Origin of the sequence: Streptomyces minutiscleroticus (assembly GCF_014650875.1) — a bacterium.
In the GTDB taxonomy this organism is placed as follows: Bacteria; Actinomycetota; Actinomycetes; order Streptomycetales; family Streptomycetaceae; genus Streptomyces; species Streptomyces minutiscleroticus.
This window is the reverse complement of record NZ_BMVU01000002.1, coordinates 362,050-388,919: the sequence shown is the minus strand read 5'-3', so window position 1 is coordinate 388,919 and position 26,870 is coordinate 362,050. Positions and strand designations below refer to the sequence as shown.

At 74.0% G+C, this 26,870-nt stretch carries 22 protein-coding genes; 16 read left to right on the top strand and 6 right to left on the bottom strand.

Translation table 11 applies throughout. The features are described from left to right. Positions 1–144 precede the first annotated feature (144 nt). Complete coding sequence (locus tag IE271_RS04840) at positions 145–969, top strand: trypsin-like serine peptidase (RefSeq protein ID WP_190188885.1); 825 nt, start codon at positions 145–147, stop codon at positions 967–969. Between the two features lie 178 nt (positions 970–1,147). Here IE271_RS04840 and IE271_RS04835 read toward each other — a convergent pair whose 3' ends face one another. Both IE271_RS04835 and IE271_RS04830 read right to left on the bottom strand, forming a co-directional pair. Continuing rightward, positions 1,148–2,770, bottom strand: coding sequence for an N-acyl-D-amino-acid deacylase family protein (locus IE271_RS04835; protein ID WP_190188884.1), 1,623 nt, complete (start codon positions 2,768–2,770; stop codon positions 1,148–1,150). An 18-nt stretch (positions 2,771–2,788) separates the two neighbouring features. Beyond that, complete coding sequence (locus tag IE271_RS04830; RefSeq protein WP_190188883.1) at positions 2,789–4,105, bottom strand: alanine racemase; 1,317 nt, start codon at positions 4,103–4,105, stop codon at positions 2,789–2,791. A gap of 319 nt (positions 4,106–4,424) precedes the next feature. Here IE271_RS04830 and IE271_RS04825 point away from each other — a divergent pair, with 319 nt between their 5' ends. The 5 genes from IE271_RS04825 to IE271_RS04805 all read left to right on the top strand — a co-directional run bounded on the left by IE271_RS04825 (position 4,425) and on the right by IE271_RS04805 (position 9,345). Next, complete coding sequence (locus IE271_RS04825; protein WP_229919133.1) at positions 4,425–5,528, top strand: sugar kinase; 1,104 nt, start codon at positions 4,425–4,427, stop codon at positions 5,526–5,528. Continuing rightward, positions 5,525–6,286 (top strand): IclR family transcriptional regulator, encoded by a 762-nt coding sequence (locus IE271_RS04820; RefSeq protein ID WP_190188882.1) that lies wholly within the window; start codon positions 5,525–5,527, stop codon positions 6,284–6,286. The genes IE271_RS04825 and IE271_RS04820 overlap by 4 nt, the downstream gene beginning before the upstream one ends. Continuing rightward, complete coding sequence (locus IE271_RS04815; protein WP_190188881.1) at positions 6,283–6,693, top strand: RidA family protein; 411 nt, start codon at positions 6,283–6,285, stop codon at positions 6,691–6,693. Before IE271_RS04820 ends, IE271_RS04815 begins: the two co-directional genes overlap by 4 nt. A gap of 311 nt (positions 6,694–7,004) precedes the next feature. Further along, positions 7,005–8,480, top strand: coding sequence for a GntP family permease (locus tag IE271_RS04810; protein WP_190188880.1), 1,476 nt, complete (start codon positions 7,005–7,007; stop codon positions 8,478–8,480). 178 nt (positions 8,481–8,658) lie between these two features. Next, on the top strand, positions 8,659–9,345 hold the full coding sequence (locus IE271_RS04805) for a hypothetical protein (protein ID WP_190188879.1): 687 nt from the start codon (positions 8,659–8,661) through the stop codon (positions 9,343–9,345). Positions 9,346–9,402: 57 nt separating this feature from the next. On the opposite strand, the gene IE271_RS04800 is transcribed toward IE271_RS04805, so the two are convergent. After that, entirely contained in the window at positions 9,403–10,746 is a 1,344-nt protein-coding gene (locus tag IE271_RS04800; protein ID WP_190188878.1) for a M14 family metallopeptidase, read from the bottom strand. Between the two features lie 323 nt (positions 10,747–11,069). Here IE271_RS04800 and IE271_RS04795 point away from each other — a divergent pair, with 323 nt between their 5' ends. Then, positions 11,070–12,497: an Nramp family divalent metal transporter gene (locus IE271_RS04795; protein WP_229919119.1), complete on the top strand. Its 1,428-nt coding sequence runs from the start codon at positions 11,070–11,072 to the stop codon at positions 12,495–12,497. 204 nt (positions 12,498–12,701) lie between these two features. Here IE271_RS04795 and IE271_RS04790 read toward each other — a convergent pair whose 3' ends face one another. The 3 genes from IE271_RS04790 to IE271_RS04780 all read right to left on the bottom strand — a co-directional run bounded on the left by IE271_RS04790 (position 12,702) and on the right by IE271_RS04780 (position 16,558). Next, entirely contained in the window at positions 12,702–13,964 is a 1,263-nt protein-coding gene (locus tag IE271_RS04790; RefSeq protein WP_190188877.1) for a hypothetical protein, read from the bottom strand. Positions 13,965–14,072: 108 nt separating this feature from the next. Continuing rightward, positions 14,073–14,588 (bottom strand): SigE family RNA polymerase sigma factor, encoded by a 516-nt coding sequence (locus IE271_RS04785; RefSeq protein ID WP_190188876.1) that lies wholly within the window; start codon positions 14,586–14,588, stop codon positions 14,073–14,075. Between the two features lie 257 nt (positions 14,589–14,845). Next, positions 14,846–16,558, bottom strand: coding sequence for a chitinase (locus IE271_RS04780; RefSeq protein ID WP_190188875.1), 1,713 nt, complete (start codon positions 16,556–16,558; stop codon positions 14,846–14,848). A 435-nt stretch (positions 16,559–16,993) separates the two neighbouring features. Between IE271_RS04780 and IE271_RS04775 the strand changes: the two genes are divergently transcribed. The 9 genes from IE271_RS04775 to IE271_RS04735 all read left to right on the top strand — a co-directional run bounded on the left by IE271_RS04775 (position 16,994) and on the right by IE271_RS04735 (position 26,776). Further along, positions 16,994–17,872: a hypothetical protein gene (locus tag IE271_RS04775; RefSeq protein ID WP_229919118.1), complete on the top strand. Its 879-nt coding sequence runs from the start codon at positions 16,994–16,996 to the stop codon at positions 17,870–17,872. Between the two features lie 219 nt (positions 17,873–18,091). After that, positions 18,092–18,805 carry a Flp pilus assembly protein CpaB gene (gene cpaB / locus IE271_RS04770; protein WP_190188873.1) on the top strand — a complete coding sequence of 238 codons (714 nt, stop codon included), beginning with the start codon at positions 18,092–18,094 and terminating at the stop codon, positions 18,803–18,805. A 216-nt stretch (positions 18,806–19,021) separates the two neighbouring features. Next, positions 19,022–20,632, top strand: coding sequence for a CpaE/TadZ family protein (locus tag IE271_RS04765; RefSeq protein WP_190188872.1), 1,611 nt, complete (start codon positions 19,022–19,024; stop codon positions 20,630–20,632). A gap of 239 nt (positions 20,633–20,871) precedes the next feature. After that, positions 20,872–21,198 (top strand): TadE/TadG family type IV pilus assembly protein, encoded by a 327-nt coding sequence (locus IE271_RS04760; protein WP_190188871.1) that lies wholly within the window; start codon positions 20,872–20,874, stop codon positions 21,196–21,198. Positions 21,199–21,269: 71 nt separating this feature from the next. Beyond that, positions 21,270–22,613, top strand: a complete 1,344-nt coding sequence (locus tag IE271_RS04755; protein ID WP_190188870.1) for a TadA family conjugal transfer-associated ATPase — start codon at positions 21,270–21,272, stop codon at positions 22,611–22,613. Positions 22,614–22,785: 172 nt separating this feature from the next. After that, positions 22,786–23,724 (top strand): type II secretion system F family protein, encoded by a 939-nt coding sequence (locus tag IE271_RS04750; protein WP_190188869.1) that lies wholly within the window; start codon positions 22,786–22,788, stop codon positions 23,722–23,724. A 16-nt stretch (positions 23,725–23,740) separates the two neighbouring features. Further along, positions 23,741–24,631 carry a DUF5936 domain-containing protein gene (locus IE271_RS04745; RefSeq protein ID WP_190188868.1) on the top strand — a complete coding sequence of 297 codons (891 nt, stop codon included), beginning with the start codon at positions 23,741–23,743 and terminating at the stop codon, positions 24,629–24,631. Next, positions 24,628–26,031 (top strand): sensor histidine kinase, encoded by a 1,404-nt coding sequence (locus tag IE271_RS04740; protein ID WP_229919117.1) that lies wholly within the window; start codon positions 24,628–24,630, stop codon positions 26,029–26,031. Before IE271_RS04745 ends, IE271_RS04740 begins: the two co-directional genes overlap by 4 nt. After that, positions 26,024–26,776, top strand: a complete 753-nt coding sequence (locus tag IE271_RS04735) for a response regulator (protein ID WP_190188867.1) — start codon at positions 26,024–26,026, stop codon at positions 26,774–26,776. The genes IE271_RS04740 and IE271_RS04735 overlap by 8 nt, the downstream gene beginning before the upstream one ends. Positions 26,777–26,870 lie beyond the last annotated feature (94 nt).

Sequence of the window (26,870 nt, the reverse complement as noted above, 5' to 3'; positions counted from 1 at the left end):
TGTTGCCGCCCGCGCCTCCCGTCACAATGCCCATGACAAGCGGTCCGCGCGGCGGGTGATCCGCGTGACGGGCGGTCCGCCTGGCAAGCGGCACCACGGCCGGAAGATCTCCGGTCGTGCGACTCGCCCCGAGGGGACCCCCACATGAAGAAGCCTCTCCTCGCCGTGTGCGCGGCCCTGGCCCTCGCCGGAGCGGGCGCGCCCGCGGCCGTCGCGGCCCCCGCGCCCGCGGCACAGGCCACCGGCTTCGCCGGCACGGTCGCGCTCAGCAACTGCTCCGGCTCCGTCGTGCGCCTGCCCGCCACGCAGGACGACGACCCGGCCCTCGTGCTCTCCAACGGGCACTGCCTGGAGACCGGCCTCCCCGCGGCCGGCCAGGTGATCGTCGACCAGCCCTCCAGCCGCACCTTCGGGCTGCTGAACGCCGCGGGCACCCGCGTGGCCACCCTGCGCGCGAGCAAGGTCGCGTACGCCACGATGACCGACACCGACGTCTCGCTCTACCAGTTGACCAGCACCTACCAGCAGATCAGGGCCTCGTACGGCATCGAGGCCCTGCAACTGGACGCCGCGCGCCCGGCGGCGGGCACCCCGATCAGCGTGGTCTCCGGGTACTGGAAGCGGATCTACACCTGCGCCGTCGACGGCTTCGCGTACCGCCTCAAGGAAGGCGAGTGGACCTGGAAGGACTCCGTCCGCTACACCGCCGCCTGCGACACGGTCGGCGGCACGTCCGGCTCGCCCGTCGTGAACACCGCCACCGGCAGGGTCGTCGCCGTCAACAACACCGGCAACGAGGACGGCGGGCGCTGCACCGTCAACAACCCCTGCGAGGTGGCGGCCGACGGCACCGTCACCGTCCGGCGGGGCATCAACTACGCCCAGCAGACGTACGGGATCGTGCCCTGCGTCGGGACCGACAACAAGGTCGACCTGAGCCGGTCCGGGTGCGCCCTGCCCAAGCCGTAGCGAAGGGGCGGGGAGCGGGGGAGCGGGGAGCGGGGAGCGGACGGGTGCTTCCGGTCCCCGCTCCCCCGCGGCCCCGAGCCCCGCGGCCCCGAGCCCCGCGGCCCCGAGCCCCGCGGCCCCGAGCCCCGCGGTCCCGGGCCCCGCGGTCCCGGGCCCCGCGGTCCGAGGCCGTGCGGTCTCAGGCCGTGCGGCGGACCGCCCGTCCCGCCAGGACGTCCGTGCGCCGGCCGTCCTCGATCGCGAGGCGGCCGCCGACCACCACGTACGGGATGCCCGTCGGCGGCGTGCGCGGCGCCTCGAACGTCGAGCCCGCCGCCACCGTCGCCGGGTCGAACAGCACCAGGTCCGCGCGGTACCCCTCGCGCACCAGGCCCCGGTCCGGCAGCCGCAGCCGCGCCGCCGGGCGCGCGGTGAGGTGCGCGACGCACTCCTCCAGGGACAGCACGCCCAGTTCCCGCACGTAGTGGCCGAGGTAGTGCGGGAACGTCCCGTACGCCCGCGGGTGCGGCTTCTCGCCGCGCAGGATGCCGTCGGAGCCGCCGGTGTGCACCCGGTGGCGCATGATCGCCCGCACGTTCTCCTCGTGGCCGACGTGCTGGAGGATCGTCGGCCCGAGCCGGTCCTCGACCAGCAGCCTGCGGGCGGTCTCCCAGGGCGTCTCGCCGCGCGCGTCCGCCGACTCCCGCACGGTCCGGCCGACGTACGGGGAGAGCACGGGGTCGGTCACGCCCGAGATCTCGATGGTGTCCCACTCGATGGGCACGCCGTGGCAGCCGTCCGAGCCGACGACCTCCATGTGGTGGCGGATGCGCTCGGCCGTCCCCTCGTCGGCCAGCCGCGCGAGCACCGCCTCGGGCCCGCCCTCGCCCGCCCAGCTCGGCAGCATCGCCACGAGCGTGGTGCAGCCGGGCGTGTAGGGGTAGGTGTCGAGGCTGATGTCGGCCCCCGCGTCCAGCGCCTCGTCGAGGAGCGCGAGCAGCTCGGGGGCCTTCCCCTTGTTCACGCCGAAGTTCATGGTGGCGTGCGCCAGGTGCAGCGGGCAGCCCGCCCGCCGGGTCAGCTCGACCATCTCCCGGTACGCCTCCAGGGCCCCGGCCCCGTACGAGCGGTGGTGCGGGCAGTAGTAGCCGCCGTGCGCGGCGACGACCCGGCACAGCTCGGTCAGCTCGGCGTCCTTCGCGTACATGCCGGGCGTGTAGGTGAGCCCGGAGGACATGCCGACCGCGCCCTCGCGCATCCCGTCGGCCACCAGCTCCCGCATCCGGTCCAGTTCGGCCGGCGTGGCCTCGCGGTCCTCCCAGCCGACGGCGAGCATCCGCACGGTGCCCTGCGGGATCAGGTACGCGGCGTTCAGCGCGATGCCCTCGCCGCCGAAGCCGTGGTCCAGGCGGTCCAGGTATCCGCCCACGGACCGCCAGGTGAAGTCGATGTCCGAGCCGTCGCCGTTCCAGCCGGTGATCGCCGCGCGGACCTCGGCCAGCGTGCGGTCGTCGACCGGCGCGTACGACAGCCCGTCCTGCCCGATCACCTCCAGCGTCACGCCCTGCGCGAGCTTGGCGCTGTGGTCGGGGTCGCGCAGCAGCGCCAGGTCGCTGTGGGCGTGCATGTCGACGAAGCCGGGCGCGAGGGCGAGCCCCTCGGCGTCCAGGACGCGGCGCGCGACGGGCCGCAGGCAGCCGGCTGCCGCGCCCTCCTTGAGGACCGTGGTGATCCGGCCGCCCTCGACGCCGACGTCGGCGCGGTAGGAGGGCCCGCCGGAGCCGTCGACGACCTCGGCGTCACGGATGACGAGATCCAGCATGGACGGTTCCCCCTGCTCCTAGAAGAAGGTGCGGACGTAGTCGACGACCGTGCCGTCCGCCTCGGCCACCGGGATCAGCTCCCACTTGTCGAAGGACGTGCACGGGTGGGACAGGCCGAGGCCGAGCCAGTCGCCCACCTCCAGGTCCGCCTCCGGGTCCGTGCCCAGCCAGGCGTGCTGGTCGGACAGGGCGGTGACCGCGATCCCGGTCGCGGGCCGCTCGGCGTCGCCGCGCCGCACCACCTGCGCCTCGGGGAGGTCCAGGTCGTACGCCGCGTCCCGCTTGCCCGCGTTGGCGAACGCCTGCCGCGCGCAGGGCCGGGAGACGACCTGCGTCCACAGCCGGAACGCGGGCTCAAGGGCGCCCTCCTCGGGGACGCGGTTGAACGGGGTCAGCTCGCGGTAGTGGCCGTCGTCGTGCGAGACGTAGGCGCCCGAGCGCAGCAGCTTCAGCACGGGGAGGGAGAGGACGGGGATCTCGGCGAAGACGTCGGCGACCGCGTCGAACCAGGCGCTGCCGCCCGCGCTCACCACGATCTCCTCAAGGCCCGTGCCCGCGAAGCGGCCCGCCGCGTCGAAGGCGGCGGCGAGCGCGGTCAGCCGGCGCAGCCAGGCGCGCACGCGCTCGGGGTCCGCCCGCGGCACCTCGCCCTCGTAGCCGGCGACGCCCGCGAGCCGCAGCGTGCCCGCGGCGGCGACGGCGTCCGCGACCGCCGCGCACTCCTCCTCCGTACGGACGCCGGTGCGCGCGCCCTCGCCCGCGGCCAGCTCGACCACGACGTCCACCGGGCGGCCGGCGCCGGCGCCCCGCAGCGCGGCGTCCATCAGCTCCACGCCGCGCACGGAGTCGGCGTAGCACACGAACCGGAAGGAGGGGTCGGCGTCCAGCTCGGCCGCGACCCACTTCAGGGCGGCCGCGTCCACCAGCTCGTTGGCCAGGAAGACCCGCTGGACCCCGAAGGCCCGCGCCACCCGCACCTGGTGCGGCACGGCCAGGGTGATGCCCCACGCGCCGTGCTCGATCTGGCGGTGGAAGAGCTGGGGCGCCATCGAGGTCTTGCCGTGCGGCGCGAAGGCGAGGCCGTGCCGGGCCGCGTACTCCTCCATCAGCCGCAGGTTGTGCTTCAGGCGCTCGGCGGACAAGGAGAGCACCGGGGTGGTGAAGCCGCCGGTGAAAAGGTTGCGCCGCTGGGCGGCCAGCTCGCCCACGGTGAGGCCGTCGGCGTCCGGCGGGAGGCCCTTGAAGCGGTGGTCGACGCGCTCCTCGGCCAGGGCGGCGAGCGCTTCGCGCGCCCCGTGCGCTCCGTGGGCTTCGGCGGGGGTGTCGACGGCCATGCAGCCTCCCAGATGAAGGGGCGTTGCGTAATGTGCAACGACCATTGCGTATGTCGCTCGGAGCTGTCTAACATCTCGCCCGACGCCGGGTCAACGGAGCCGCCGGGACCCGCGAGAGCAGTCAGGAGCCGAAGCCATCGTGACCCCCGACGGACCCGCATCCCCCGCGTACGACCGCGCCGCGCCCGCCGCGGAGCCCGCGTGCGCGGCCGCCGCGGCCACGGCCGCCGCGCACGCGGCCGGGGCCGTCGCGGACGCGGCCGGGGCCGTCGCGGACGTGAGCGGGTTTGTCGGGGACGCGGGCGGGCCTGTCGCGGACGTGAGCGGGCCCGTCGGGGACGCGGGCGGGGCCGTCGTGGACGTGGTCGCGCTCGGGGAGTCCATGGTCGCGTTCCTGCCCACCCGGCCGGGCCGCCTCGCCGACGTGCCCTCCTTCGACCGGGGCATCGGCGGCGCCGAGTCCAACGTCGCCTGCGGCCTCGCCGCCGCCGGGCACTCCGTGCGCTGGGTCGGCCGCGTCGGCGCCGACGCCTTCGGTGACCACCTGGTGGCGGCGATCGCGGCGTACGGCGTCGACACCTCCGCCGTCCGCCGGGACCCGGACCGCCCCACCGGCGTCTACTTCCGTACCGCCGGCGACCGGGCCACCGACGCGCACGAGGTGGCGTACTACCGCGCGGGCTCCGCGGCCTCCGCGATGGCGCCGGACACCGTCGACCTGGCCGCCGTGCGCTCCGGCCGCGTCCTGCACCTGTCGGGCATCACCGCCGCCCTGTCCGAGGGCTGCCTGGACCTGCTGCGCCTGCTGACCGCGCGCGGCGTGGACCGCCCGCTGGTCTCCTTCGACGTCAACCACCGCCCCGGCCTGTGGCGCACCGCAGGCGCCGGGGGGCCGGCGGTCCTGCTCGACCTCGCGCGCGGCGCGGACGTCGTCTTCGTCGGCGACGACGAGGCACGCGAGGCGTGGGGCCTGGACGGCCCCGACGCGATCCGCGCGGCCCTGCCGGAACCGGAGGTCCTGGTGGTCAAGCAGGGCGGGTCGGGGGTGACGGTGTTCGCCCGCACCGACGCCGGTGCCGGCGCTGATGCCGGCGCGTCGCGCGCCGCCGGCGGCGGCGACGTCGTCACCTTCGTGCCCGCCCTGCGCGTGGACGTCGTCGCGGCCGTAGGGGCCGGCGACGCCTTCGCCGCCGGGTTCCTCTCCGCCACCCTGCGCGGACTGCCCGTACGGGACCGCGCCCGGCACGGGCACCTCATGGCCGCCGCCGCCCTCACCGTCCCCGGCGACCTCGCCGTCCCGCCCTCCCGCGGCCACGCCGACCGCCTGGCCGCCCTCGACGACGACGCGTGGGGGACACTTCGACTCGGCCCCGGCTGGACGCAAGCCGCTGAGCGGGCCCCGGAGGAGGTACGCACCCCATGAGCCAGACCGTCGACCGCGCACTGAGCATCCTGCCGCTGCTCGCCGAGGGACCCGCCGACCTCGGCCGGGTCGCCGACCGGCTGGGCGTGCACAAGTCCACCGCCCTCCGGCTGCTGCGCACCCTGAACGAGCACGGCCTCGTCTACCGCCAGTCCGACCAGCGCTACCGCCTCGGCGCCCGGCTCTTCGCGCTCGCCCAGGAGGCCGTGGAGAACCTCGACGTGCGCGAGATCGCCCACCCCCACCTCGCCCGCCTGAACGAGCAGTGCGGCCACACCGTGCACCTCGCCGTGTACGAGGAGGGCGAGGTCCTCTACATCGACAAGGTCGAGAGCCGCTACCCGGTGCGGATGTACTCCCGCATCGGCAAGCCCGTCGCCATCACCGTCGCGGCCGTGGCCAAGCTGCTCCTGGCCGACCTGCCCGAGACCGAGCGCCGCGCCCTCGCGGAGAAGCTCGACTACCCCCTGTACACGCCCCGTTCGACCCCCGGCGCCGCCGCCTTCCTCAAGGAGCTGGCGACGGTGCGTGAACAGGGCTGGGCCACCGACCTCGGCGGCCACGAGGAGTCCATCAACTGCGTCGGCGCCCCCATCCGCGGCGCCGACGGACGCGTCGTCGCCGCGATGTCGGTCTCCGCACCGAACGTCGTCGTCACCGCCGACGAACTCCTCACCCTGCTCCCGCTGGTGCGCCGCACCGCCGACGCCATCAGCCGCGAGTACTCAGGCAAGACACCGGCAAAGGACACCGCATGACCGACAAGACCGCGCTCACCCCGAAGACGCACACCACGCCGCCGGCGAAGTTCTCGCACGGGGTGCGCAAGGGCAACATCCTCCAGGTCGCCGGCCAGGTCGGCTTCCTGCCCGCCGAGGAGGGCAAGCCCCCGACGCCGGTGGGCCCGACCCTGCGCGAGCAGACCCTCCAGACCCTCGACAACGTCAAGGCGATCCTGGAGGAGGGCGGCGCGACCTGGGACGACGTGATGATGATCCGCGTCTACCTCACGGACGTCGACCACTTCGCCGAGATGAACGAGATCTACAACCAGTACTTCGAGGAGCAGAACCTCACCGCTCCGCCCGCCGCCCGCACGACCGTCTACGTCGGCCTGCCCGCGGGCCTCCTCATCGAGATCGACGCCCTCGCCGTCCTCGGCTGAGGCACGGCCCCGGCCCGCCCCGCCGTACGCACGCGCGGAGCGCGTACGGCCCCCGTGCCCCGTACGCCCTCCGTACGCCGTACGGCCCCTCGACGCACCCCGCACCCCGCACCCCGCACCCCGCACCCCGCACCCCGCGCCCGGCGCCCGGTGCTCCGCGCAGCGCACGCGCCCACCCCCTGAAGGTGCCGCACGCCGCGCGTCCCGCGCACCCGCACACCGTCACGGCGCGGCGCTCCCCGGTTCCCCGGAGCGCCGCGCCGCGATCCCCCCTGCCCCGAAAGCTTCATGGAAGTACGAGGTCACCACCCATGTCCCCGCTCGCCGCGACCCCGCCCGCCGCCGGACCGGCGCACACCGGCGGCCTGCTCGCGCTGATCCCCGGCACCGCCGGTCTGCTGACCGTCGCCGCACTCGGCATCGTGCTGCTGCTCTTCCTGATCATCAAGGCGAGACTCCAGCCCTTCGTGGCCCTCCTCGCCGTCTCCATAGCCGTCGGCCTCGCGGCCGGCCTCTCCGTCACCGAACTCTTCGGCACCGTCCAGCGCTCCGACGCCGTCTCCCTCATCGAGTCCGGCATGGGCGGCACCCTCGGCCACGTGGCGATCATCATCGGCCTGGGCACCATGCTGGGCGCCGTCCTGGAGGTCTCCGGCGGCGCCGAGGTCCTCGCCTCCCGGCTGCTGAACCTCTTCGGCGAGAAGCGCGCCCCGCTCGCCATGGGCCTGACCGGCCTGATCTTCGGCATCCCCGTCTTCTTCGACGTCGGCATCTTCGTCCTCGCGCCGATCGTCTACGCCGCCGCCAAGAGGGGCGGCAAGTCGATCCTGCTGTACTGCATGCCGCTGCTGGCCGGCCTGTCGATGACGCACGCGTTCCTGCCGCCGCACCCCGGCCCGGTCGCCGCCGCCGGACTGCTGAAGGTCGACCTCGGCTGGGTCATCCTCATGGGCGTCGTCTGCGGCATCCCCGCCGTGCTCGCCGCCTGGGCGTGGTCCGCCTGGATCGGCAGGCGCCTCTTCGTGCCCGTCCCGCAGGACATGGTCGAGGCCGCCGACGAGGCCAAGGCCGCGCTCGCCGCCGACCAGCGCGCCGCGGGCGTCACCCCGGCCGAGAAGCCCGTCCCCCTCACCACGGTCTTCGCCATCATCGGCACGCCGCTGGTCCTGATCCTCCTCGCGACCTTCTCCTCGATCGTCTTCGACCCCAGCACCGGCCGCTCGGTGATCGAGTTCTTCGGCCACCCCTTCGTCGCCCTGACGATCGCGCTGCTGCTCGCGTACTACCTGCTCGGCATCCGCCGCGGCTGGTCCCGCAAGTCGCTGGAGACGGTGTCCACGGCGTCCCTGAAGCCGGTCGGCAACATCCTGCTGGTCGTCGGCGCGGGCGGGATCTTCGGTGCGGTCCTCAAGGGCAGCGGCGTCGCCCAGGCCCTCTCCGACACCTTCAACGACGTCGGCCTGCCGGTGGTCGTCCTGTCGTACCTGATCTCGGTCGTCCTGCGCGTCGCCCAGGGCTCGGCGACGGTCGCGATCGTCACGACGGCGGGCATCGTGGCCCCGCTGCTGTCCGAGGGCGACCACTCGCAGGCCTTCGTCGCCCTGGTCATCATGGCGATCTCGGCCGGCTCCATCTTCGCCTCGCACGTCAACGACGGCGGCTTCTGGATGGTCGCCAAGTACTTCGGCATCAGCGAGCGCGACACCCTGAAGTCCTGGACGGTGCTGGAGTCGGTGCTGTCGGTGGTCGGGTTCGCGGTGGCGGCGGTGCTGAGCGTCTTCGTGTGACGCGCGCCGCGCCCGGCGGGACGGCCGCCCCGTACACCTTCGTACGGGGCGGCCGTGCCGTGCGGGACGTCCGCGCCGCCGGTGCCGTACGGGACGTACGCGACGGACGCGCTCTTTTTCCGCACGGGATGCGGGGGTTGCTTGGCGGGGCCACAGGCGCGTCGTCCATACTGCCGCCGTGGAGCAGCGCATAGGACCCAACATCCAGCCCCTGCAGGGCGCCGCGGCCGACCCGGCGTTCATCCCCGGCATCACGGGCCCGCGCCCCGCCGAGAAGGAGGCCGCCGAGCCCGAGGACGCGGTGGCGGCGGAGACGGCCGGGACGGAGGAGACGCCCGAGAAGTCCTCCCCCGCCGCGGACGCGTCCGCGGAGGCCGGCGGCACCGGCACCGCCGTCCCTGCGGCCGCCGCCGGCACTGACACCGGCACGGTGCCCGGCGCGGACGCAGAGGAGGAGAGCGAGGACGAGGACGGGGCCGTCTCCGACGACGACGGCCCGGTCTTCGAGGCATCCGACCGCCGCGCCTCGGTCCGCGCCGACCGCGACGGCGTACGCCTGCGCCTGGACGACCAGGAGTGCGAGTTCCGCTGGGACGAGATCGGCGCGGTCGAGACCGAGTCGCCGCGCTTCGGCAGGCGGTTCACGCTGACGGTGCACACGCCGGACCGCCGCTGGTACCCGATCGAGATCGAGGCCACGGCCAGGGCCCGCCACAAGGAGTGGGAGGCGAGCCTGGACGAGGTCCTGGACGCCTACTTCGACGACGGCGGTGACGAGGCGGAGGCGCCGGAGCCCGCGGACCGGGCGGAGTCCGCGAAGTCCTCGGACTCCGAGGACGAGCCCGCCGAGGGGACCGTCGCGTAGGGCACGGCCGTAGAGGCCGGGAACCGCGCGGTTCCCGGCCTCCCCTCCGCCGGACCGCTACGGCTGCGCGCAGTACTGCGCCTGCTTGCCGATCGAGCGGTACATGCAATCGGCGTTCTCCAGCAGCTGGAGCACCGCGTCGCGGTTGCGGGCGGTCTCCCGCTCGATGACCTCGTCGGGCGGGTAGAAGCCGCCGCCCGAGCCGGACGACGGGTACATCTCGAAGGTGTAGGCGAAGATCCTCTGGCTGCCCCACAGCCAGTCGTCGATCGTGCCGTCCGTGATGTAGAGGTCGCTGGACTGCTGGGGGGTGTAGCCGTTGCTGGCGGCCATCTTCTGCCCGACCGCGGCGAAGGCGTTGCGGTCGTCGGCCGTCATGCCGGTGGTGGTGTCGGAGTAGGTGTGGCCGAACGGCCAGAGCACCAGCTCGCTGTAGGTGTGGAAGTCGATGCTCGCCCTGATCTGCTGCTTCCCGCCCACGACCCGGCTGCGCACGAAGTCGGCGACGACCTTGGTCTCGGGCGCGGACTCGGCCGCGGAGCCGCGGTAGGTCTCCGAGGACGTCGACCCGGAGGACCCGCCGCAGCAGCCCCACTTGTAGCCCCAGTTGCGGTTGAGGTCGGTGCCGACGTACGACGAACCGCTGTTGGGCTGGCGGTTCTTGCGCCACGAGCGGTAGGAGCCGGTGGCGATGTCGTACTCGCCGCCGTCCGGGTTGAGGTCGGGGACGATCCAGATCTCGCGGTTGTCCACCATGTTCGTGACGCGCGAGTCGGAGCCGTAACCGGCGCCCAGCTCGCGGATCAGGTACAGCGCCATCTCCACGGTGAGGTGCTCGCGGGCGTGCTGGTGGTGGGTGAACATGACCTCGGGCTCGGACTCGTCGGTCCCCACGTTGTCGCTGATCTTGATCGCGACGATGTCCCGGCCCTGGTACGACTTGCCGATCACGCGCTTGCTCATGATGGCCGGGTGGGCGGCGACGCGCTGGTCGATCTCGGCCGTCGTCTCGGCGTGGTTGTGGTAGCGCGAGTCGGCCGAGGGGAAGTCGAAGAGGCGCGTGCCGTCCTCGCCCGCGGACCGGTCGGGCGCGGCGCCCAGCGGGCTCACCTCGTACCCGAGCCGCCGCAGCTCCTCGATCTGGGCGGCCCGTCCGGACACGACGACGGTCTCCTCGTCGGCCTCGTCGACGGTGACGCCGGCCCGCTGGATCGCCGTACGGGAGGCGGGGCCGGAGCGCAGCCGGATCTCGTACTGGCGGATGTCGTCCGCCGAGGCGGCCGGGCGCTTCGCGCTCGTGGCGCCCGCGTCGGTCGCCGTGGCGGCGAGAGGGCCCGCGAGGGCCAGGGCCAGCAGTCCGGCCAGGGCGGTGCCGGCCCTGCCGCGGATGCGGAGTCGCATGGGGTTCTCCTACGTTCTCCAGGGCGTCCGGGATCTCCGGAGGCGGAGTGGAGCGGGGGGTGGTCTTTCCGTGCGACGTGCGGGGCGAAACATGTGCGGAGCCGCCGGCCCCGCGGGGTCGTCGGGTCCGGTGCGGGTGGCGCTCATCGTGCGCGAGGGTCATGTACGGGTCAAGGAAAAGGGGCGAGCGGAGGCCACGGACGCCGTGAACTGACCGGAAAGCAAGGGGCACCGAAGTGCCGCCGTCCGGACCTGTGGACATCGCGTGCCGGTCGCCGCACGCCCTCTTGTGCGCCCGCGCGCTTTACGCTTTCTTGATCCGCATGGCGGAGACGACTGGAGACCGGGCGGGCGGCACGGACGGAACTGCGACCGGTGCGGGCGGGACGGCGGACGGCCCCGAGGGCACCGGGACGGCGGCGGGAGGGAGCGCGACGGGAGGGACCGCGGCCTCCCCCCGGAAAGCCGGCTGGAAGTACATCGGTCCGGGCGTCGTCGTCGCCGCCACGGGCGTCGGCGCGGGCGACCTGGTGGCGACGCTCGTCGCGGGCAGCAACTTCGGCTACACCCTCCTGTGGGCCGCCGTGATCGGCTGCGTCGTGAAGATCTCGCTCGCCGAGGCGGCCGGCCGCTGGCACCTGTCCACCGGCCGCACGCTCTTCGACGGCTGGGCGAGCCTGGGCCGCTGGACCACGTACTTCTTCGTCGTCTACGCGGTGGTCTGGGGCTTCGTGTACGGCGCGGCGGCGATGTCGTCCAGCGCGCTGCCGCTGCAGGCGCTCTTCCCGGACGTCATGGGCCTGGAGTGGTGGGGCATCCTGTGCGGCCTGGTCGGCCTGGTCTTCGTCTGGTTCAACCAGTACGCGGTCTTCGAGAAGGTCATGACGGTCCTCGTGGGCGTCATGTTCGTCGTCACCGTCTACCTGGCGGTCCGCGTCACCCCGAACCTGGCCGACGCCTTCGCGGGCCTCCTGCCGGTCCTCCCCGACGAGAAGGACTCGGTCCTCAACACCCTGGGCCTGATCGGCGGCGTCGGCGGCACGATCACGCTGGCCGCGTACGGCTACTGGGTCAACGCCAAGGGCTGGACCGACACCGGCTGGATGAAGGTGATGCGGCTCGACAACCGCGTCGCCTACATCACGACGGGCGTCTTCGTGATCGCCATGCTGTTCGTCGGCGCGGAGCTGCTCCACTCGGCGAACGTGGCCATCGCGAGCGGCGACAAGGGCCTGATCCAGCTCGGCGACATCCTGGAGGACGAGTACGGCACGGCGACGGCCAGGTTCTTCCTGATCGGCTTCTTCGCCACCTCCTTCACGTCGCTGATCGGGGTCTGGCACGGGGTGAGCCTGATGTGGGCGGACTTCGTGGCCCGCTACCGGGGGCGCGGGCGGACCGGGGACGGGAGCGCCGCGCCGGCCGGGGGAGCCTCGGCCGAGGAGGTCGCCTCCGGCCGGCGGGAGCGCTCCTGGGCGTTCCGCGCGTACCTGCTGTGGCTGACCTTCCCGCCGATGGTCCTGCTCTTCCAGGGCCAGCCCTTCCGCCTGGTCATCCTCTACGGCGTCCTGGGCGCGGCGTTCATGCCGTTCCTGGCCCTGACCCTCCTGTGGCTCCTCAACTCCCCGCGCACCCCCCGGGAATGGCGCAACGGCGTCCTGAGCAACGCCATGCTGGCGGTCGCGGGCGTGCTGTTCGTCGTCCTGTGCGTGAAGCAGGTCTGGGACCAGCCGTGGTCGGAGTTCTTCTAGCGGCGGCTTCTAGTGCCGTGACCGGAAAGGTGCACCGGCTCACGACGCCCGGCACGGCACTCCCCCTGGCTCTTCGAGCAGGGGGGACCCCCACGCCGCGTTGTCGGAGCCACCCGGGTACGCCCGGTACGAGGGTGGTCCTCCGCCTTGCGATGCACCGCACCGGACGCCGCGAGCCCACGGCAGACCTTTCCGGTCACGGCACTAGCGGAGCCGGTCCCACTCCTTGCTGGTGGCGATCCTCCGCAGGTCGTCCATGCCGAGGGCGGGGGTGTCCCGGGTCGGGCCGGTGACCTGCGAACCGGAGTTGAAGGCGCTGACCACGACCCGCAGACCGTCCGTACGCATGGTGTCGACGGTCCACATGACCAGCCCCAGGCCCTTGTCGTCGCCGGGTCCCTGCTGCGTGGTCAGCTTCGTACCGTCCGGCAGGGTCTCGGCACCACTCCCGAAGAGCTGGTCCGCCACGCTCCGCGTGTTGGGCGGCAGGGTTTCCGTGATGTCGGGCTGCACGTTGACCTGCACGAAGCTCTCGCCCTTGCCGTCGTCGACCACCACGTAGGCGTATTCGGGCGCCTGGCCCCCGTCCGCGACCACCTTCACACCCCGGGGCATCAGCCCGGCGAGCGTCTTCCGGACGCCGGTGCCCTCGGCGGCCGAAGGCGCCTCGGAGCCGGTGCCCGCGGGAGCCGACGCCCCGGGGCCCGGGACGGCGTCGACGGCCTCGCGCCACTCCGGCGCCGCGGCGATCTCCGCCAGCTGCGCGGTCGTCAGCGGCGGCTCCTCCCTGCTGACCGGCGCGCCCTTCTCCTCCTCGGCGTTCCACTCGGTCACGGTGACCTGCTGCCCCTGCGGGGTGACGAGCTCCGCGTACCAGCGCTTGGTGTCCTCGCGGCGGTCCGCGTACTCGTACCCCCGGAAGAGCACCAGCGCCGAGCCGTCGTCCAGCTTCTCCTCCTCGCAGGAGTCGTACGGGGTGAACACCCGGTCCGGGCACGCGGCGGCCTCTTCGGTCCGCCCGAGGCTCACCTCCACCGCCGCGCCGCCCTCGCCGTCGTCGTACACGACGTGCGCGTACGGCGTGAGCCCCTCGTCCGTGCCCCGCGCGTGCTCCCCGCTGACCCCGCCCTCGGGCAGCAGCCCCTTGAGCGTGCGGAGCAGGTCGGCCCCGGACACCGCGGCGGGTTCCCGGCCGGGCGAGGGGGTGGCCTGCCGGGCCGCCACGGACCGCTGCCCGTCGTCCCCCGAGCCCGCGGGCACGAGCAGGGCGCCGCCCACGCCCAGGAGCGCGACGCCGGCGACGCCGCCCGTGAGGACGGCGGCCCGGCGCCGCCGCAGCGCCCGGTGCCCCCGGGCCGCGCCGCCGGCGGCCAGGGCGGCCCGGTCCGTCTCGAAGGAGCCGCCGGCCCGCCGCAGGGCGTCGCCGAGCCGGTCCTCGAAGGGGTCTTCGCGTGTTTCGACGGGCATGGCACATCACCGTTTCGGAAGAGGGTGGTCGGGGGGCGTGGGGCCGGACGGCCGGGCCGCTGCGCCGGACCGCCGCGGCCGGGGTACGGCGGGACGCGGACGGACGGCTCAGGAGGCCGCGTACTCGCCCAGCTCCTCGCCGAGCAGGAGCCGCAGCCGGGCGAGGGCGCGGACGCAGCGGGTGCGCACGGCGGCCGAGCTGGCGTTCATCGCGGCGGCGGTCTCCTCCACGGAGCGGTCCTCCCAGTAGCGGAGCACCACCACCGCCCGGTCCTTGGCGGGCAGCCGGCCCAGCGCCTCGACGAGGGTGAGCCGCAGGGACGCGTCGGCGTCCGCGCCGCGCCGGTCGGGGACGTCGGGGAGGGCGTCGGTGGCCCGCTCCGCACTGCTGCGCAGCCGCCGGTGGGCGAGGAACGTCCGGGTGAGCACGGTCTGCGCGTACGCGGCCGGGTTGTCCGCCCGCGACACCCGCCCCCACTTCACGTACAGCCGCCCGAGCGTCTCCTGCACGAGGTCCTCGGCGAGATGGGTGTCCCCGCCGGTGAGCAGGCAGGCGGACCGGTAGAGGTGCCCCGTGCGCGCCCTCGCGAACTCCGCGTAGCCGTTCGCGCGATCCTGTCCCATGCCGTCCCCCGTGTTCCCGGTGCCGCCCTCACCCTCTTGATGCGGCGGCCCCCCGGAAATGTTTCACCGCCCCCGGACCCGCTCGCGGCGGGCGGCCGGCCCGCCTGCCCCGGTGCCGCGGACGAGCGTGCGGCCCCCCGGCCGCCGGACCGCACGCCCGGGTCCGCCGGGCGCCGTGCCCCGGCCGCCCGCGGGAACGCCGACCGGCCCCCGGCGCCGTGAGGGCGCCGGGGGCCGGGTCGTTCGGGGCGGGCGGTTCAGCCGAGGCCGTGCACGTGCGGGCCCACCGCGTTCGACCACGCGTTGCCCGCCGTCGCGTCCCAGTTCGTGGACCACGTCATCGCGCCGCGCAGGTCCGGATACGTCCGCGACGGCTTGAAGGAGCCGCAGTTCGTGCCCTTGGTCAGGCAGTCGAGGGCGTTGTTCACGATCGTCGGGGAGACGTAGCCGCTGCCCGCGCCGCGGGTGGAGGCCGGCAGGCCGAGGCCCACCTGGGACGGGGCCAGGCCGCCCTCCAGCTGGATGCAGGCGAGGGCCGTGAGGAAGTCCACCGAGCCCTGGCTGTACACCTTGCCGTCGCAGCCGAGCATCGAACCGCTGTTGTAGTACTGCATGTTGACGACGGTCAGGATGTCCTTGATGTTCAGGGCCGTCTTGAAGTACTCGTTCGACGTCGACTGCATGTCGATGGTCTGCGGGGCCATCGTGATGACCAGGGACGGGCCCACCTTCGCGGAGAGGGTGCGCAGGGCCTGCGACATGTACGTCGAGTTCAGGCCGTTCTCCAGGTCGATGTCCACGCCGTCGAAGCCGTAGGTCCGGATCAGGGAGTACACCGAGTCGGCGAAGGCGGTCGCGGACGCGGAGCTGTTGACCGCGACCGTGCCCTTCTCGCCGCCGACCGAGATGATCACCTTCTTGCCGGCCGCCTGCTTGGCCTTGATGTCCGCCTTGAACTGGTCGACGGTGTAGCCGTTCAGGCCCGCCGAGTCCAGGGTGAAGGACACCGCGCCCGGCGTCGACGTCGCGTCGGCGAAGGCCACCGCGATGATGTCGTACTGGGACTGGACGTCGGACAGCTTCTGCACGGCCGCGCCGTTGTTGAAGTTCTGCCAGTACCCGGTCACCGCGTGCTTGGGCAGGGCGGTGCCGTCGCCGCCGGTGCCCGCGGACGAGGTCGTGGCGGTCACGGCCGCCGACTTCGCGGACTCGCCGGCCGCGTTCGTGGCGGTGACCTGGAAGGAGTACGAGGTGGACGCCGTCAGTCCGGTGACCGTCGCCGAGGTGCCGGTCACCGCCTGCACCTTCGTGCCGTCGCGGTAGACGTTGTAGCCGGTCGCGCCGGACACCGCGTTCCACGCCAGGGATATGGACGTGGAGGTCCTGGCGGGCGCGGTCAGGCCGGCGGGCGCGGAGGGGACCGTGGGGGCGGGGGTGCCGGTGCCGCCGCCGGACGGGCCGACCACCGAGAGGTCGTCGGCGAAGTACGCGGCCTGCCCGTACCAGCCGTGCGTGTAGACCGTCACCGAGGTCGTGTTCGCGCCCGTGGTGAAGGTCGTGCGCAGCTGCTTCCAGGAGGAGGAGTCGGGGGTCCAGGTGGACACGTCCGTCGTCCCGGTGCCGGTGGCGCCCAGGTAGGCGTAGCCGCCCTGGACCCACGCGCTCAGCGTGTACGTGGAGTTCGGCGCGACCCGCACCGTCTGGCTGCAGCGGGCGTTGTCCTGGCCGCCCGGCGTGGCCCTGAGCGCGGCCGAGCCGCCGTGCACGGGGGAGGAGACGGTGGTGCCGCTGCCGGCGGAGCACGTCCAGCCGGTGAGGCCGGACTCGTAGCCACCGTTCGCGGCGTTGTCGACGTCGGCGGCCGCGGCCTGGCCCGCCAGGCCGGTGAGGGAGAGGGCGGAGGCGGACAGCACGGCGGCGAGGGCGCCGGCCAGGGTGCGGCCCCGTCTGCGGAGGGGGTGCGGGGGCATGGGTGACACGCGGTCCACTGGGACCTCCGGGAGGAGTGGGGGAGGAGGGGGAGAAGGAGGAAGAGGTGTGGAGGGGAAGGGAGGGGAGGAGAGAGAAGGGGACGGCGGCGGCCGTCGTCCGGGTGCGGAAGGACGGTGACCGTCGCCGCCCGGGGTACAGATTTGGTCCAGACCAATTCGGTTGTCAAGACCTCCGGCCCCGCCAAAACCCGGAATTCGAACTGGAGTTGGAGCCGAAATGGCTCACGCTGTGTTGATCATGCTCTCACTTGCAGTGAGTCGTTCTTCCGGATTCGGTGTTGAGCGGGGCATGCCGTGGATATGGTGCAGATGCAGGAGGACCCCACAGTGACGTTCTGAGGCGGTCCGCGACCGACAGGGGCGATCCGCGGCGGTGGCCGGCCACCCGCCGCGGTGAACGGGGTGGTGTGCAGCGTGCCGACCGCGATAGCCGTCACCAGTCCCGATCTGGTGCTTCCGCCGCACGACCGGCAGACGCCGCCCGCCGCCGTCCAGCCCCTGGAGTCCCTGGAGAGCTCGCTCACCGGGATGCACACGCTGATCGAGCAGCACGAGTACGTGATCGCCCTCTACCCGGCCTCCGCCGCGACCCCGGCCGTCCGCCGGCTGCACGCCGTGCGCTCCGTCCTGGAGAGCGACCGCATCGCGCTGCTCGGCGTCGACCTGCCGCCGCTCGGCCTCGCCCTGCTCGCGCAGCAGCTGCGCCAGCTCTCCGTCTGCGACTTCAGCCCCGGCGTGCTCGCCTCGTCCGCGCGGCTGCTCGCCCACTACATCTACGCCGGCGCCCTGCTCGGCTCCGTCGCCCGGCTCGACCGGGTCCCGGTGTCGCTGAAGTCCCACACCAAGTCGTGGATGCCGGGCAGCCAGTTCGCCGTCCTGGCCACCCCGAGCCCCCAGCTCGTACGGGTGGGGCAGCAGGACCCGCCCGCCGGGCCCGAGTTCGGCACCCGGCTGCTCGTCGCCGCCGGGCAGCTGCCCACCGACTGGCTCACCGCGACGCTCGCCCCGGCCTGGCGCGTGCAGGGCGTCGCGTCGGTCCCGCTGCCCGCCGAGTCCGCGCGCTGGTGGAGCACGGCCAGGCTCGCCGAGTTCGCCGCGGGGCTGTACGACGTCTCCGTGCTCTACCAGCTGGTGTCGTCCGTGCGGCGCGAGGAGTGCCACTGGTGCGGGCTCGAACTCATCGGTGACCGCTGCGCCTTCTGCGCCGCGTCACTGCCGCCGCCACCGGAGCTTCCGACGCCCACCGCGCGGGCAGTCTCCCCGGTGCGCGCCCTGCCCCGGGGCGCCACCTAGCCCCTCGGGCACCCGGCCCCGCCGACCCGCACCGCCTGCTCGTCCCACCGCACACCGGCACCACCCCGCACGGCCAGCACGACCCGCCCCGCCCGTCGTCCCCGCTCCGAACGAGGTTGTCCGCGTCATGCCGCACCACCCCGGGCCACGACCCCCGGCCCCCCGGCAGGAACAGCAGCTCCGCCCGGTCCCCGGCACGCCCCCACGAGGTGAGATCCAGTGAACTCCCGCCAGCGCCGCGGCGTCCTCCTGCTGGTCCTCTCCGCCCTGTGCGCCCTCGCCGCCTTCGCCGGGGTGCTGTCGGTGGTCCGCGACGTGAACTCGAAGGTCGGCCCGGAGGTCACGGCGTACCGTCTGAAGAGCGACGTCGCGCCCTACAAGGAGCTGTCGGCCGGCCAGTTCGAGAAGGTCTCCATGCCCGAGCGGTGGCTGTCCTCGACGGCGGTCACGCGCCTCTCCGAGATACGCGGCAAGATCGCGGTCACCCGCCTGGAGAAAGGTTCCCTGCTCCAGCGGGACATGATCGTCGACCGGCCCGCGCTGGAGGTGGGGCAGCAGGAGATCGCGATCATGATCGACGCGGCGACCGGTGTGGCCGGCAAGATCGATCCGGGCGCGCGGGTCAACATCTACGCCACCTTCAAGGCCGAGAACGACAACGGCCGCGACCAGTCCAAGGTCATCGTCGAGAACGCCCGCGTCATCGACGTGGGCGAGCTCACCGCCCTCGAACCCGGCCAGTCCAGCGACGACCGCCGCCGCACCGCCACCGAGGCGGTGCCCATCACCTTCGCCCTGGACACCGCCGACGCCCAGCGGGTCGCGTACGCCGAGTCGTTCGCCACGCACGTCCGGCTGGCCCTGGTCGCGGGCGGCTCCGACGCGACCGTCCCGCCCCGCGACCGCACGTACACCCTCGACGAGGACAAGTAGGAGGCCGCGCATGAGGTCAGCGCCCGAAACCGCGCGCCACGGGTCCGTCGCGGGGGCGGCACGAGGCGGGACCGCCGTGGAGCCGTCCCGGTCCCCCGGAACCTCCGGGGTCTCCCGGCCGTCCCGGTCCCCCGGGGCGTCCCGGCCGTACGGGTCCTCGCCCGGGCCGTCCCGGTCCTCCCGGCCGTACGGCCGCCGCACCGCGAGGTCCCGCCGATGACCATCCGCATCCTGCCCGCCGTCGGCGACATCGACGCGGCCCGCGCCCTCACCACCCTGCTGAGCCAGCTCGCCGACGCCGAGCCCGCGCCGCCCGTGACGGACTCCACCGCACTCCTCGACACCCTCGCCCGGCTCGCCGCCGAGTCGCTGGAGGAACTGCCCGAGGTGGTCCTGGTCCACGAGCGGATCGGGCCGGTGCCGGCCCTCGAACTGATCCGCGACCTGGTCCTGCGCTTCCCGGCGGTCGGCGTCGTGCTGGTCACCGCGGACACCGGCACCGGCGTCCTCACGGCCGCGATGGACTCCGGCGCCCGCGGCATCGTCGGCATGCCGCTCGGCTACGACGCCCTGGCCGAGCGCGTCCAGACGGCCGCCGCCTGGTCCACGGGCATGCGCCGGCACCTGGGCAGCGGCGCGCCCGAGCTGTACGCGGGCCCCGGCGGCACCGTCGTCACCGTGACCGGCGCGAAGGGCGGCGTGGGCGCCACGGTCGCCGCCGTCCAGCTCGCCCTCGCCGCCCGGGCCTCCGGCCGCAGCGTCGCCCTGCTCGACCTGGACCTGCAGTCCGGGGACGTGGCCTCGTACCTGGACGTGCAGTTCCGCCGGTCGGTGGCCGACCTCGCGGCCATCGCCGACATCAACGCCCGGGTGCTCCAGGACGCCGTCTACACCCACGACACCGGGCTCGGGCTGCTGCTCGCGCCCGGCGAGGGGGAGCGCGGCGAGGAGGTCACCGACCGGGTGGCCCGGCAGGTCCTCGCCGCCCTGCGCTCCCGGTACGAGGTCGTGGTCGTCGACTGCGGCGCCCAGATGAACGCCGCGAACGCCGCCGCCGTGGAGCTGGCCGACCACGCGCTGCTGCTGGTCACCCCGGACGTCGTCGCGGTCCGCGCCGCCAAGCGCATGGTGCGGCTGTGGGACCGGCTGCAGATCCGCAAGGCGGAGGAGACCCTCACGGTCGTCAACCGCCACGCGCGCGGCACGGAGATCCAGCCGTCCCTCGTCGAACGCGTCACCGGCACGCGCGTGGCCCGCTCCGCCGTCCCGGCCGCCTTCAAGGAACTCCAGTCCGTCGTGGACGCGGGCCGCCTGCAGGACCTCGACAGCCGCTCGACGGTGAAGCAGGCCCTGTGGGCGCTGGCGGCGGAGGTCGAACTGGTCGCGCCGCCCAAGGAGAGCGGCCGCCGGCGCCGGGCGGCGTCCGACCGGGGCGCGCTGTCCCTGCGCCGCCGGGGCGGCGACAGAGGCGCGGTGACCCTGGAGTTCGCCGGGATGTTCCCGCTGCTCCTCGTCGTGACGGCGATCCTGTGGCAGTGCGTGCTGTACGGCTACACGTACTCGCTCGCGGGCAACGCGGCGGACGAGGCCGCGCGCGCCGCCGCGGCGGCCGCGTCCACCGGCGGCGGGGACGGCGGCGCCTGCCAGGAGAAGGGCAGCGCCCACCTGCCGCCCGCCTGGCAGGACGCCGCGATCTCCTGCGGGGCGCAGGGCCCGGTCGTGAAGGCGACGGTCGAGGCCCAGGTGCCCCTGTTCTTCCCGGGCTTCGACGCGGGCTGGACCGTCCACGCGGAGGCGGGGGCGGCGCGCGAGGGGGAGGAGGAATGACGGGACGCGCGGTGCGCACGGTGTGGGCGGTGCGTGCGGTACGGGTGACACGTGCGGGGTGGCCGGCGGGCCGCGCCGCGGGGCGCCCGCGGTCACGTACGGAATCCTCCGGTCATGGCCACGGCCACGGCCACGGCCACGGCTGCGGCCGCGACCGTGCCTGTGGCCGTACGCCGCGCCGAGCCGTCCGGACGGCGGGGGCAGCGACCCGGCGCCCCCGCGGCGACCGGGGCGTCTCCATGCTGGAGTTCGCCGGGTTCCTGCCGGTCCTGCTGGTCATCGGGATGGCGGCCATCCAGCTGGGGCTCGTCGGGTACGCCGCCAACCAGGCCGGGTCCGGAGCCCGTGCCGCGGCCCGCGTCGCCTCGCAGGAGGGCGGCGACGGCGCGGCGGCCGGGCGGGCGTCCGTCAGCGGCTGGCTGAAACCGCAGGTCGGCATCGGCGCGGGCGCCTCGGACAGCACCAGAGCCACCGTCCAGGTCCAGGTGCCCTCCCTCGTTCCGTTCCTGGGCGGCCCCTGGACCCTGGAGCGCAGCGCCACCATGCCCGACGACACCGACGACTGACCGCACGGCCTCCGCGGCCGTGCGCCCACCGACCACCGTAGGAACCCCGACCCGGAGAGGAGCCGACGACCATGAGCCTGCGATCCCGTATCGCCGTCCCCGAGGACGGCGGCGGCTCGGGCCGCGAGGACGGACACCTCGTCGCGGTCTACCGCGCCAAGCTCCTGGAGGAGATCGACCTCGCCGAGATGTCCAGCCTGGCGGCGGCCGAGCGCCGCGTCCGCCTGGAGCGCGTCCTCGGCCACATCATCAGCCGCGAGGGCCCGGTGCTCTCCTCCGCCGAGCGGTCCCAGCTGATCCGGCGGGTCGTCGACGAGGCCCTGGGGCTCGGCGTCCTGGAGCCGCTCCTCGCCGACGCGTCGATCACCGAGATCATGGTCAACGGCCCCGACTCGATCTTCGTCGAGCGCGCGGGCCGCGTGGAGCAGCTGCCCCTGCGCTTCGCCTCCGCCGAGCAGCTGATGCAGACCATCGAGCGCATCGTCTCCACCGTCAACCGCCGCGTCGACGAGTCGAACCCGATGGTCGACGCCCGCCTGCCCACCGGCGAGCGCGTCAACGTCATCATCCCGCCGCTCGCCCTGACCGGCCCCACCCTCACGATCCGCCGCTTCCCGCGCGCGTACACGCTGCCCGAGCTGATCGGGCTCGGCTCGCTGGACGAGCAGATGCTGATGCTGCTCGCCGCGTTCGTGCGGGCCCGCTTCAACGTCATCGTCAGCGGCGGTACGGGCACCGGCAAGACGACCCTGCTCAACGCCCTGTCCGGGCTGATCCCGTCCCACGAGCGCATCATCACCATCGAGGACTCCGCCGAGCTCCAGCTCCAGCAGGAGCACGTGATCCGGCTGGAGTCGCGGCCGCCCAACGTGGAGGGCAAGGGCCACATCACCATCCGCGACCTGGTGCGCAACTCGCTGCGCATGCGCCCCGACCGCATCATCGTCGGCGAGGTCCGCGGCGGCGAGACCCTCGACATGCTCCAGGCCATGTCGACCGGCCACGACGGCTCCCTCGCCACCGTGCACGCCAACAGCGCCGAGGACGCCCTCATGCGGCTGCAGACCCTCGGCTCGATGTCCGAGGTGCAGATCCCCTTCGAGGCCCTGAAGGACCAGATCAACTCGGCCGTCGACGTCGTCGTGCAGCTCGTCCGGCACAGCGACGGCTCCCGCCGGATCGGCGAGATCGCGGTGCTGGTCTCGCACGGCCGGGAGCGGTTCCGCATCGCGACCGTCTCCCGCTTCGTGCCCCGGCCCGTCGGCCCCGACCGCGTCGTCCACGGCCACTTCGAGCACCTGCCGCTGCCGCGCCCGGTCGCCGAGAAGCTGTACGGCGCGGGCGAGCCGCTGCCGCCCGCCTTCGGCGTCACCGAGGTCCTCGACCCCGTGCACACCCGGCAGGCCATCGGATGAGCCGGACGCGTACGCCCCGTTTTCCCACCGCCGCGGCCCCCGTGCCCCCTCTTGTGGCCCGCGCCCCGGCCGCCGCGGCCCGTGTTCCCACTGCCGGGGCCCGCGCCCCCGCCGCCGCGGTCCGCATGCCCACCGCCGTGCCCCGTGTCCCCACCGTCGCAAGGAGCGAGCCGTGAACGACCGTGCCCTGCTCGCCCTCGGCGCCACCGTGCTGTGCTGCGCCCTCGCCGTCGCGGGCGTCCACCTGTACGCGGCCGGGCGCGCCCAGCGCCGGGACCTGGTCGACCGGCTCTCCGGCGGCCCGCTGCGCACCGCCGCCGGACGCGCGCGCCGCTTCGCCGCCCTCGACCGCCGGCTGCGCCGCACCCGGCTCGGCCGCACGATCCACCTCAGGCTGTCCGCGACGGGACTCGACCTGAGCGCCGGGGAGTTCTTCGCGTACGTCCTGGCCCTGGTCGTCGCGCTGTGGCTGATCGCGGCGGCGGCGCTCGCGCCCTTCTTCGGGCCGATCGCCGCGCTGATCGGCGTCTGGGGCGCCGCGATATTCCTCAACTGGCAGCGGCAGAAGCGCATCGAGGCGTTCATCAACCAGCTGCCCGACGTGGCCCGGCTCATCGCCAACGCCACCGCCGCGGGCCTCGCGCTGCGCACGGCCCTTGCGATGGCGGCCGAGGAGCTGGAGGCACCGGCCGGCGAGGAGCTGGCCCGCGTCGCCGACCAGCTCTCCCTCGGCCGCACGATCGACGACACCCTCGGCGAGCTGGCCGAACGCCTCCCCTCCCGCGAGCTGGTCGTCCTCGTCACCACCCTCGTGCTGTCCAACAAGGCCGGCGGCTCGGTGGTGAACTCGCTGCGCAACCTCACCCAGACCCTGGAGGACCGCAAGGAGACCCGGCGCGAGGTGCGCACCATGCTCTCCGAGGTCAACGCGACCGCCTTCACGGTCCCGCTGCTCGGCCTCGGCTCGCTGCTGCTGATCAACTCCTCGAACGAGGGGGCTCTGGCCCGTGTCACCGGCTCGCCCGTCGGCCAGGTCCTGGTGCTGGTCTCGCTCGGCCTCTACACGGTCGGCTTCTTCGTCATCCGCCGCCTCGGCAAGATCGAAGTGTGAAGGGGAGGTCACTGGGATGCTCGCGCTGATCCTGGCCGCCGCCATGGGCCTCTCCGTCGCCGGAGTCCTCCTCGGCGTGCGGATGTACCGCGCCGAGGCCAAGCTCCCCGGCGACCTCGCGCTCGCCCTGGAGGTGGGTTCCAGCCGCGTCTCCACGGCGGACTCGGCCGTCGACCGCCTCGGCATGCGGTTCGCCCCGCTCGTCCTGCGCCTGATGGGCCCGCGCCGGGTCGACGCCAAGCGCCGCCGCATCGACATGGCGGGCAACCCCGGCGGCCTCACGCTCGACCGGTACGCGGCCCGCCGCGCGGTGTACGGGGTCTTCGGCGTCGTCCTCGGCCTGGTCTTCCTCACCAACGGGCAGACCCTCTTCGCCGTCCTCACCCTCGCCTTCGGCCTGTTCGCCGCCGACGCGCTGATCTGGCAGGCGATCCGCGAGCGCAGGGAGGTCATCGACCGCACGCTCCCCGACTTCCTGGACGTCCTCGCCGTCGTGGTCTCGGCCGGACTCGGCTTCCGCCAGGCCCTGGACCGGGTCGCCGAGCGCTACGAGGGGCCGTGGGCCGACGAGCTGCGCATCACCCTGCGCCAGATGGACATGGGCGTCAGCCGCCGCCAGGCCTTCGACGAGCTGCGCAAGCGCAACTCCTCCGAGCAGGTGGCCCAGTTCGTCTCGGCGCTCCAGCAGGGCGAGGAGCTGGGCTCGCCCATCGCCGAGACCCTCATCCAGCTGGCCACCGACATGCGCAGGACCGACGCCCAGAACTCGCGCCGCCGCGCCGCCAGGACCGTCCCCAAGGCGACCATGGTGACGCTGGTCTTCATGCTGCCGGCCACCATGATCCTCATCGCCACGGGCATGTTCCTCGGCTCGGGCACCGACTTCGGCTCGGTCCTGGGGCGATGACGATGCGTCCGAGGGGATCGCGCGGTACGGGGGCACCCCGTACGGGACGACCGCGCCGTACGGGCCTGCGGTTCACGGGCCTGCGGCGCGGGCGCCTCCTCGGGGCCGCCGGCTACCTGGCCGACGACGCCCCCGCCCCCGGCGGCGTCCGCCTCCAGCTCAACGCCCTCCAGGCGCTGTGCCGCCAGGCATTCGCCGTACGCCTCGCCCTGCTCGCCGTCGGCGCGCCCTTCGCCACCGCCAACACCGCGCCGGGAGCGCCCCGCCACGCCGTCCTGGCCGCCGCCGTCCTCGGCGTCATGGGCTCGTACGCCATGCTCAGGGACTGGGAGCGGCTCGCGCCCCGGCTCCTCGCGCACCCCTCCCTGATGGCGGTGGACGTCGTCTTCGGCGCGGTCCTGCTGCTCACCGCCTCCCCGGCGTCCCCCCTGGCGTACGCGGCCGTCTGCACCCCGCTGCTCTCCGGGCTCCTCTACGGCTGGCGCGGCTCCGGCGTCTTCACCGGCGTCCAGCTCGTCGTCCTGCTCACGGTGTACCGGACCTGGGAGCACCGGCCGGGCACCGGCGCCAGCACGCTGCTGATCGCCGGGTTCTGCGTCGCCGCGGGCGTCATCGGCGTGACCCTGCGCAACCTGATGTTCCGCTTCGGTACGGCGAGCCAGGCGCTCGCGGAGGCCACCTCGCGCCTCGCCGTGGCGGACGCCGTCGCCTCCGAGCGCGCCCACCTCGCCCGCGAGCTGCACGACTCCGTGGCCAAGACCCTGCACGGGCTGGCCCTCGCGGCGGACGCGCTCGCCGCCTCGGCGGACCGCGCGGACCCGGCCGTGCTGAAGGCGCAGGCGGCCACCGTCGCGGGCGCGGCCCGCCGCGCCGCCGCCGAGTCCCGGCACCTGCTGACGGATCTGCGCCGCCACACGGACCTGACGGCGCCGCACGGGGACCTGCCCGCCGAACTGGCGGACCGGGCGCGGGACTTCGAGTCCCGTACGGGGCTCACGACCCGCCTGAGCTCCTCTCCGCGGGTCCCGCGGGACCTGCCCGACCGGGCGACCCACCACATCCTGTCGATCGTCTCGGAGGCGCTGGAGAACACCCACCGCCACGCGCGGGCGTCCCGCGTGGACATCGCCCTCGGCGCGGACGAGGGCGTGCTCCGGGTGGCCGTCCGGGACGACGGCACGGGCCCGCCGCCCGGACTGCCGCTGCACGACCCCCGGCTGCTGGCGGGATCCGGCCACTTCGGTCTGCTCGGCATGGCCGAACGCGCCGCCGCCCTCGGCGCGCGCCTCGACCTGCGCCGCGCCGCGGACGGCGGTACCGAGGTCGCGCTCGCCCTGCCCCTCGCCGTGCTCGCCCCGACCGCTCCCGACGCTTCCGAGGAGGCGACCGCACATGTCTGACCAGGCGCGTTCCGGCCCGCCGCTGCGGGTGCTCGTGGCCGACGACAACCCGGTCGTCCGCGCCGGGCTCGCCGCGCTGCTCGGCGGCCATCCCGGTGTACGGGTCGTCGCCGAGGCGGCGGACGGGGCGGAGGCGCTCGCCGCCGCCCTCCGCCTCCTCCCGGACGTCGTCCTGCTGGACGTCCGCATGCCCGGCACGGACGGCCTGTCGGTCCTGCCCGGACTCGTCCGGCTGGCGCCGGTGATGATGCTGACGTACAGCAGCGAACCCGAGGTCGTGGCCGAGGCGCTGCGCCGCGGCGCGGTCGGCTACCTCGTGCACGGCGAGTTCACCGCCGAGCAGCTCCTGGCCGCCGTGCGCGACTCCAGCCACGGAAGGGCCGTCTTCACACCGTCCGCCGCGGAGGTGTCGGATGCATTCGGTGTTTCCTACGAAGCCCACGAAGAGACTTCGCAAATGCAACCACTTGTGGGACAGTCGTCGACGGCTCGTCCCGCGCGTCCGGCGGTATCACGCCGCCGCGCCCGCGACTCGCTGGAATTCGGCCTGAGTGCCCGGGAGGTGGAGGTCATGAATCACATCGCGTCCGGCATGAACAACCGGCAGATCGCCGCCGCCTGCTTCATCAGCGAGAAGACGGTGAAGAACCACATCAATCGCATCTTCGCGAAACTGCACGCCACGACGCGGAGCGAAGCGATCGCCCGCTGGCTCGGGACCGCACGCAGGGGGTGGGACGCATGAGCCCGGACCAGCGAAGTTGGGCCCCTGGGCCCACTCGCCGTAGGCGTGGGTTCACGTACGGTGCCGGGAACGGAGAAAGCGGCGGGGAGGGAAG

Excerpts from the sequence above, each read along its gene's own strand:
- IE271_RS04840 (WP_190188885.1), top strand. The coding sequence starts at position 145 with ATGAAGAAGCCTCTCCTCGCCGTGTGCGCGGCCCTGGCCCTCGCCGGA.
- IE271_RS04835 (WP_190188884.1), bottom strand. The coding sequence starts at position 2,770 with ATGCTGGATCTCGTCATCCGTGACGCCGAGGTCGTCGACGGCTCCGGC.
- IE271_RS04830 (WP_190188883.1), bottom strand. The coding sequence starts at position 4,105 with ATGGCCGTCGACACCCCCGCCGAAGCCCACGGAGCGCACGGGGCGCGC.
- IE271_RS04820 (WP_190188882.1), top strand. The coding sequence starts at position 5,525 with ATGAGCCAGACCGTCGACCGCGCACTGAGCATCCTGCCGCTGCTCGCC.
- IE271_RS04815 (WP_190188881.1), top strand. The coding sequence starts at position 6,283 with ATGACCGACAAGACCGCGCTCACCCCGAAGACGCACACCACGCCGCCG.
- IE271_RS04810 (WP_190188880.1), top strand. The coding sequence starts at position 7,005 with ATGTCCCCGCTCGCCGCGACCCCGCCCGCCGCCGGACCGGCGCACACC.
- IE271_RS04800 (WP_190188878.1), bottom strand. The coding sequence starts at position 10,746 with ATGCGACTCCGCATCCGCGGCAGGGCCGGCACCGCCCTGGCCGGACTG.
- IE271_RS04795 (WP_229919119.1), top strand. The coding sequence starts at position 11,070 with ATGGCGGAGACGACTGGAGACCGGGCGGGCGGCACGGACGGAACTGCG.
- IE271_RS04790 (WP_190188877.1), bottom strand. The coding sequence starts at position 13,964 with ATGCCCGTCGAAACACGCGAAGACCCCTTCGAGGACCGGCTCGGCGAC.
- IE271_RS04785 (WP_190188876.1), bottom strand. The coding sequence starts at position 14,588 with ATGGGACAGGATCGCGCGAACGGCTACGCGGAGTTCGCGAGGGCGCGC.
- IE271_RS04780 (WP_190188875.1), bottom strand. The coding sequence starts at position 16,558 with ATGCCCCCGCACCCCCTCCGCAGACGGGGCCGCACCCTGGCCGGCGCC.
- IE271_RS04765 (WP_190188872.1), top strand. The coding sequence starts at position 19,022 with ATGACCATCCGCATCCTGCCCGCCGTCGGCGACATCGACGCGGCCCGC.
- IE271_RS04760 (WP_190188871.1), top strand. The coding sequence starts at position 20,872 with ATGCTGGAGTTCGCCGGGTTCCTGCCGGTCCTGCTGGTCATCGGGATG.
- IE271_RS04755 (WP_190188870.1), top strand. The coding sequence starts at position 21,270 with ATGAGCCTGCGATCCCGTATCGCCGTCCCCGAGGACGGCGGCGGCTCG.
- IE271_RS04745 (WP_190188868.1), top strand. The coding sequence starts at position 23,741 with ATGCTCGCGCTGATCCTGGCCGCCGCCATGGGCCTCTCCGTCGCCGGA.
- IE271_RS04740 (WP_229919117.1), top strand. The coding sequence starts at position 24,628 with ATGACGATGCGTCCGAGGGGATCGCGCGGTACGGGGGCACCCCGTACG.
- IE271_RS04735 (WP_190188867.1), top strand. The coding sequence starts at position 26,024 with ATGTCTGACCAGGCGCGTTCCGGCCCGCCGCTGCGGGTGCTCGTGGCC.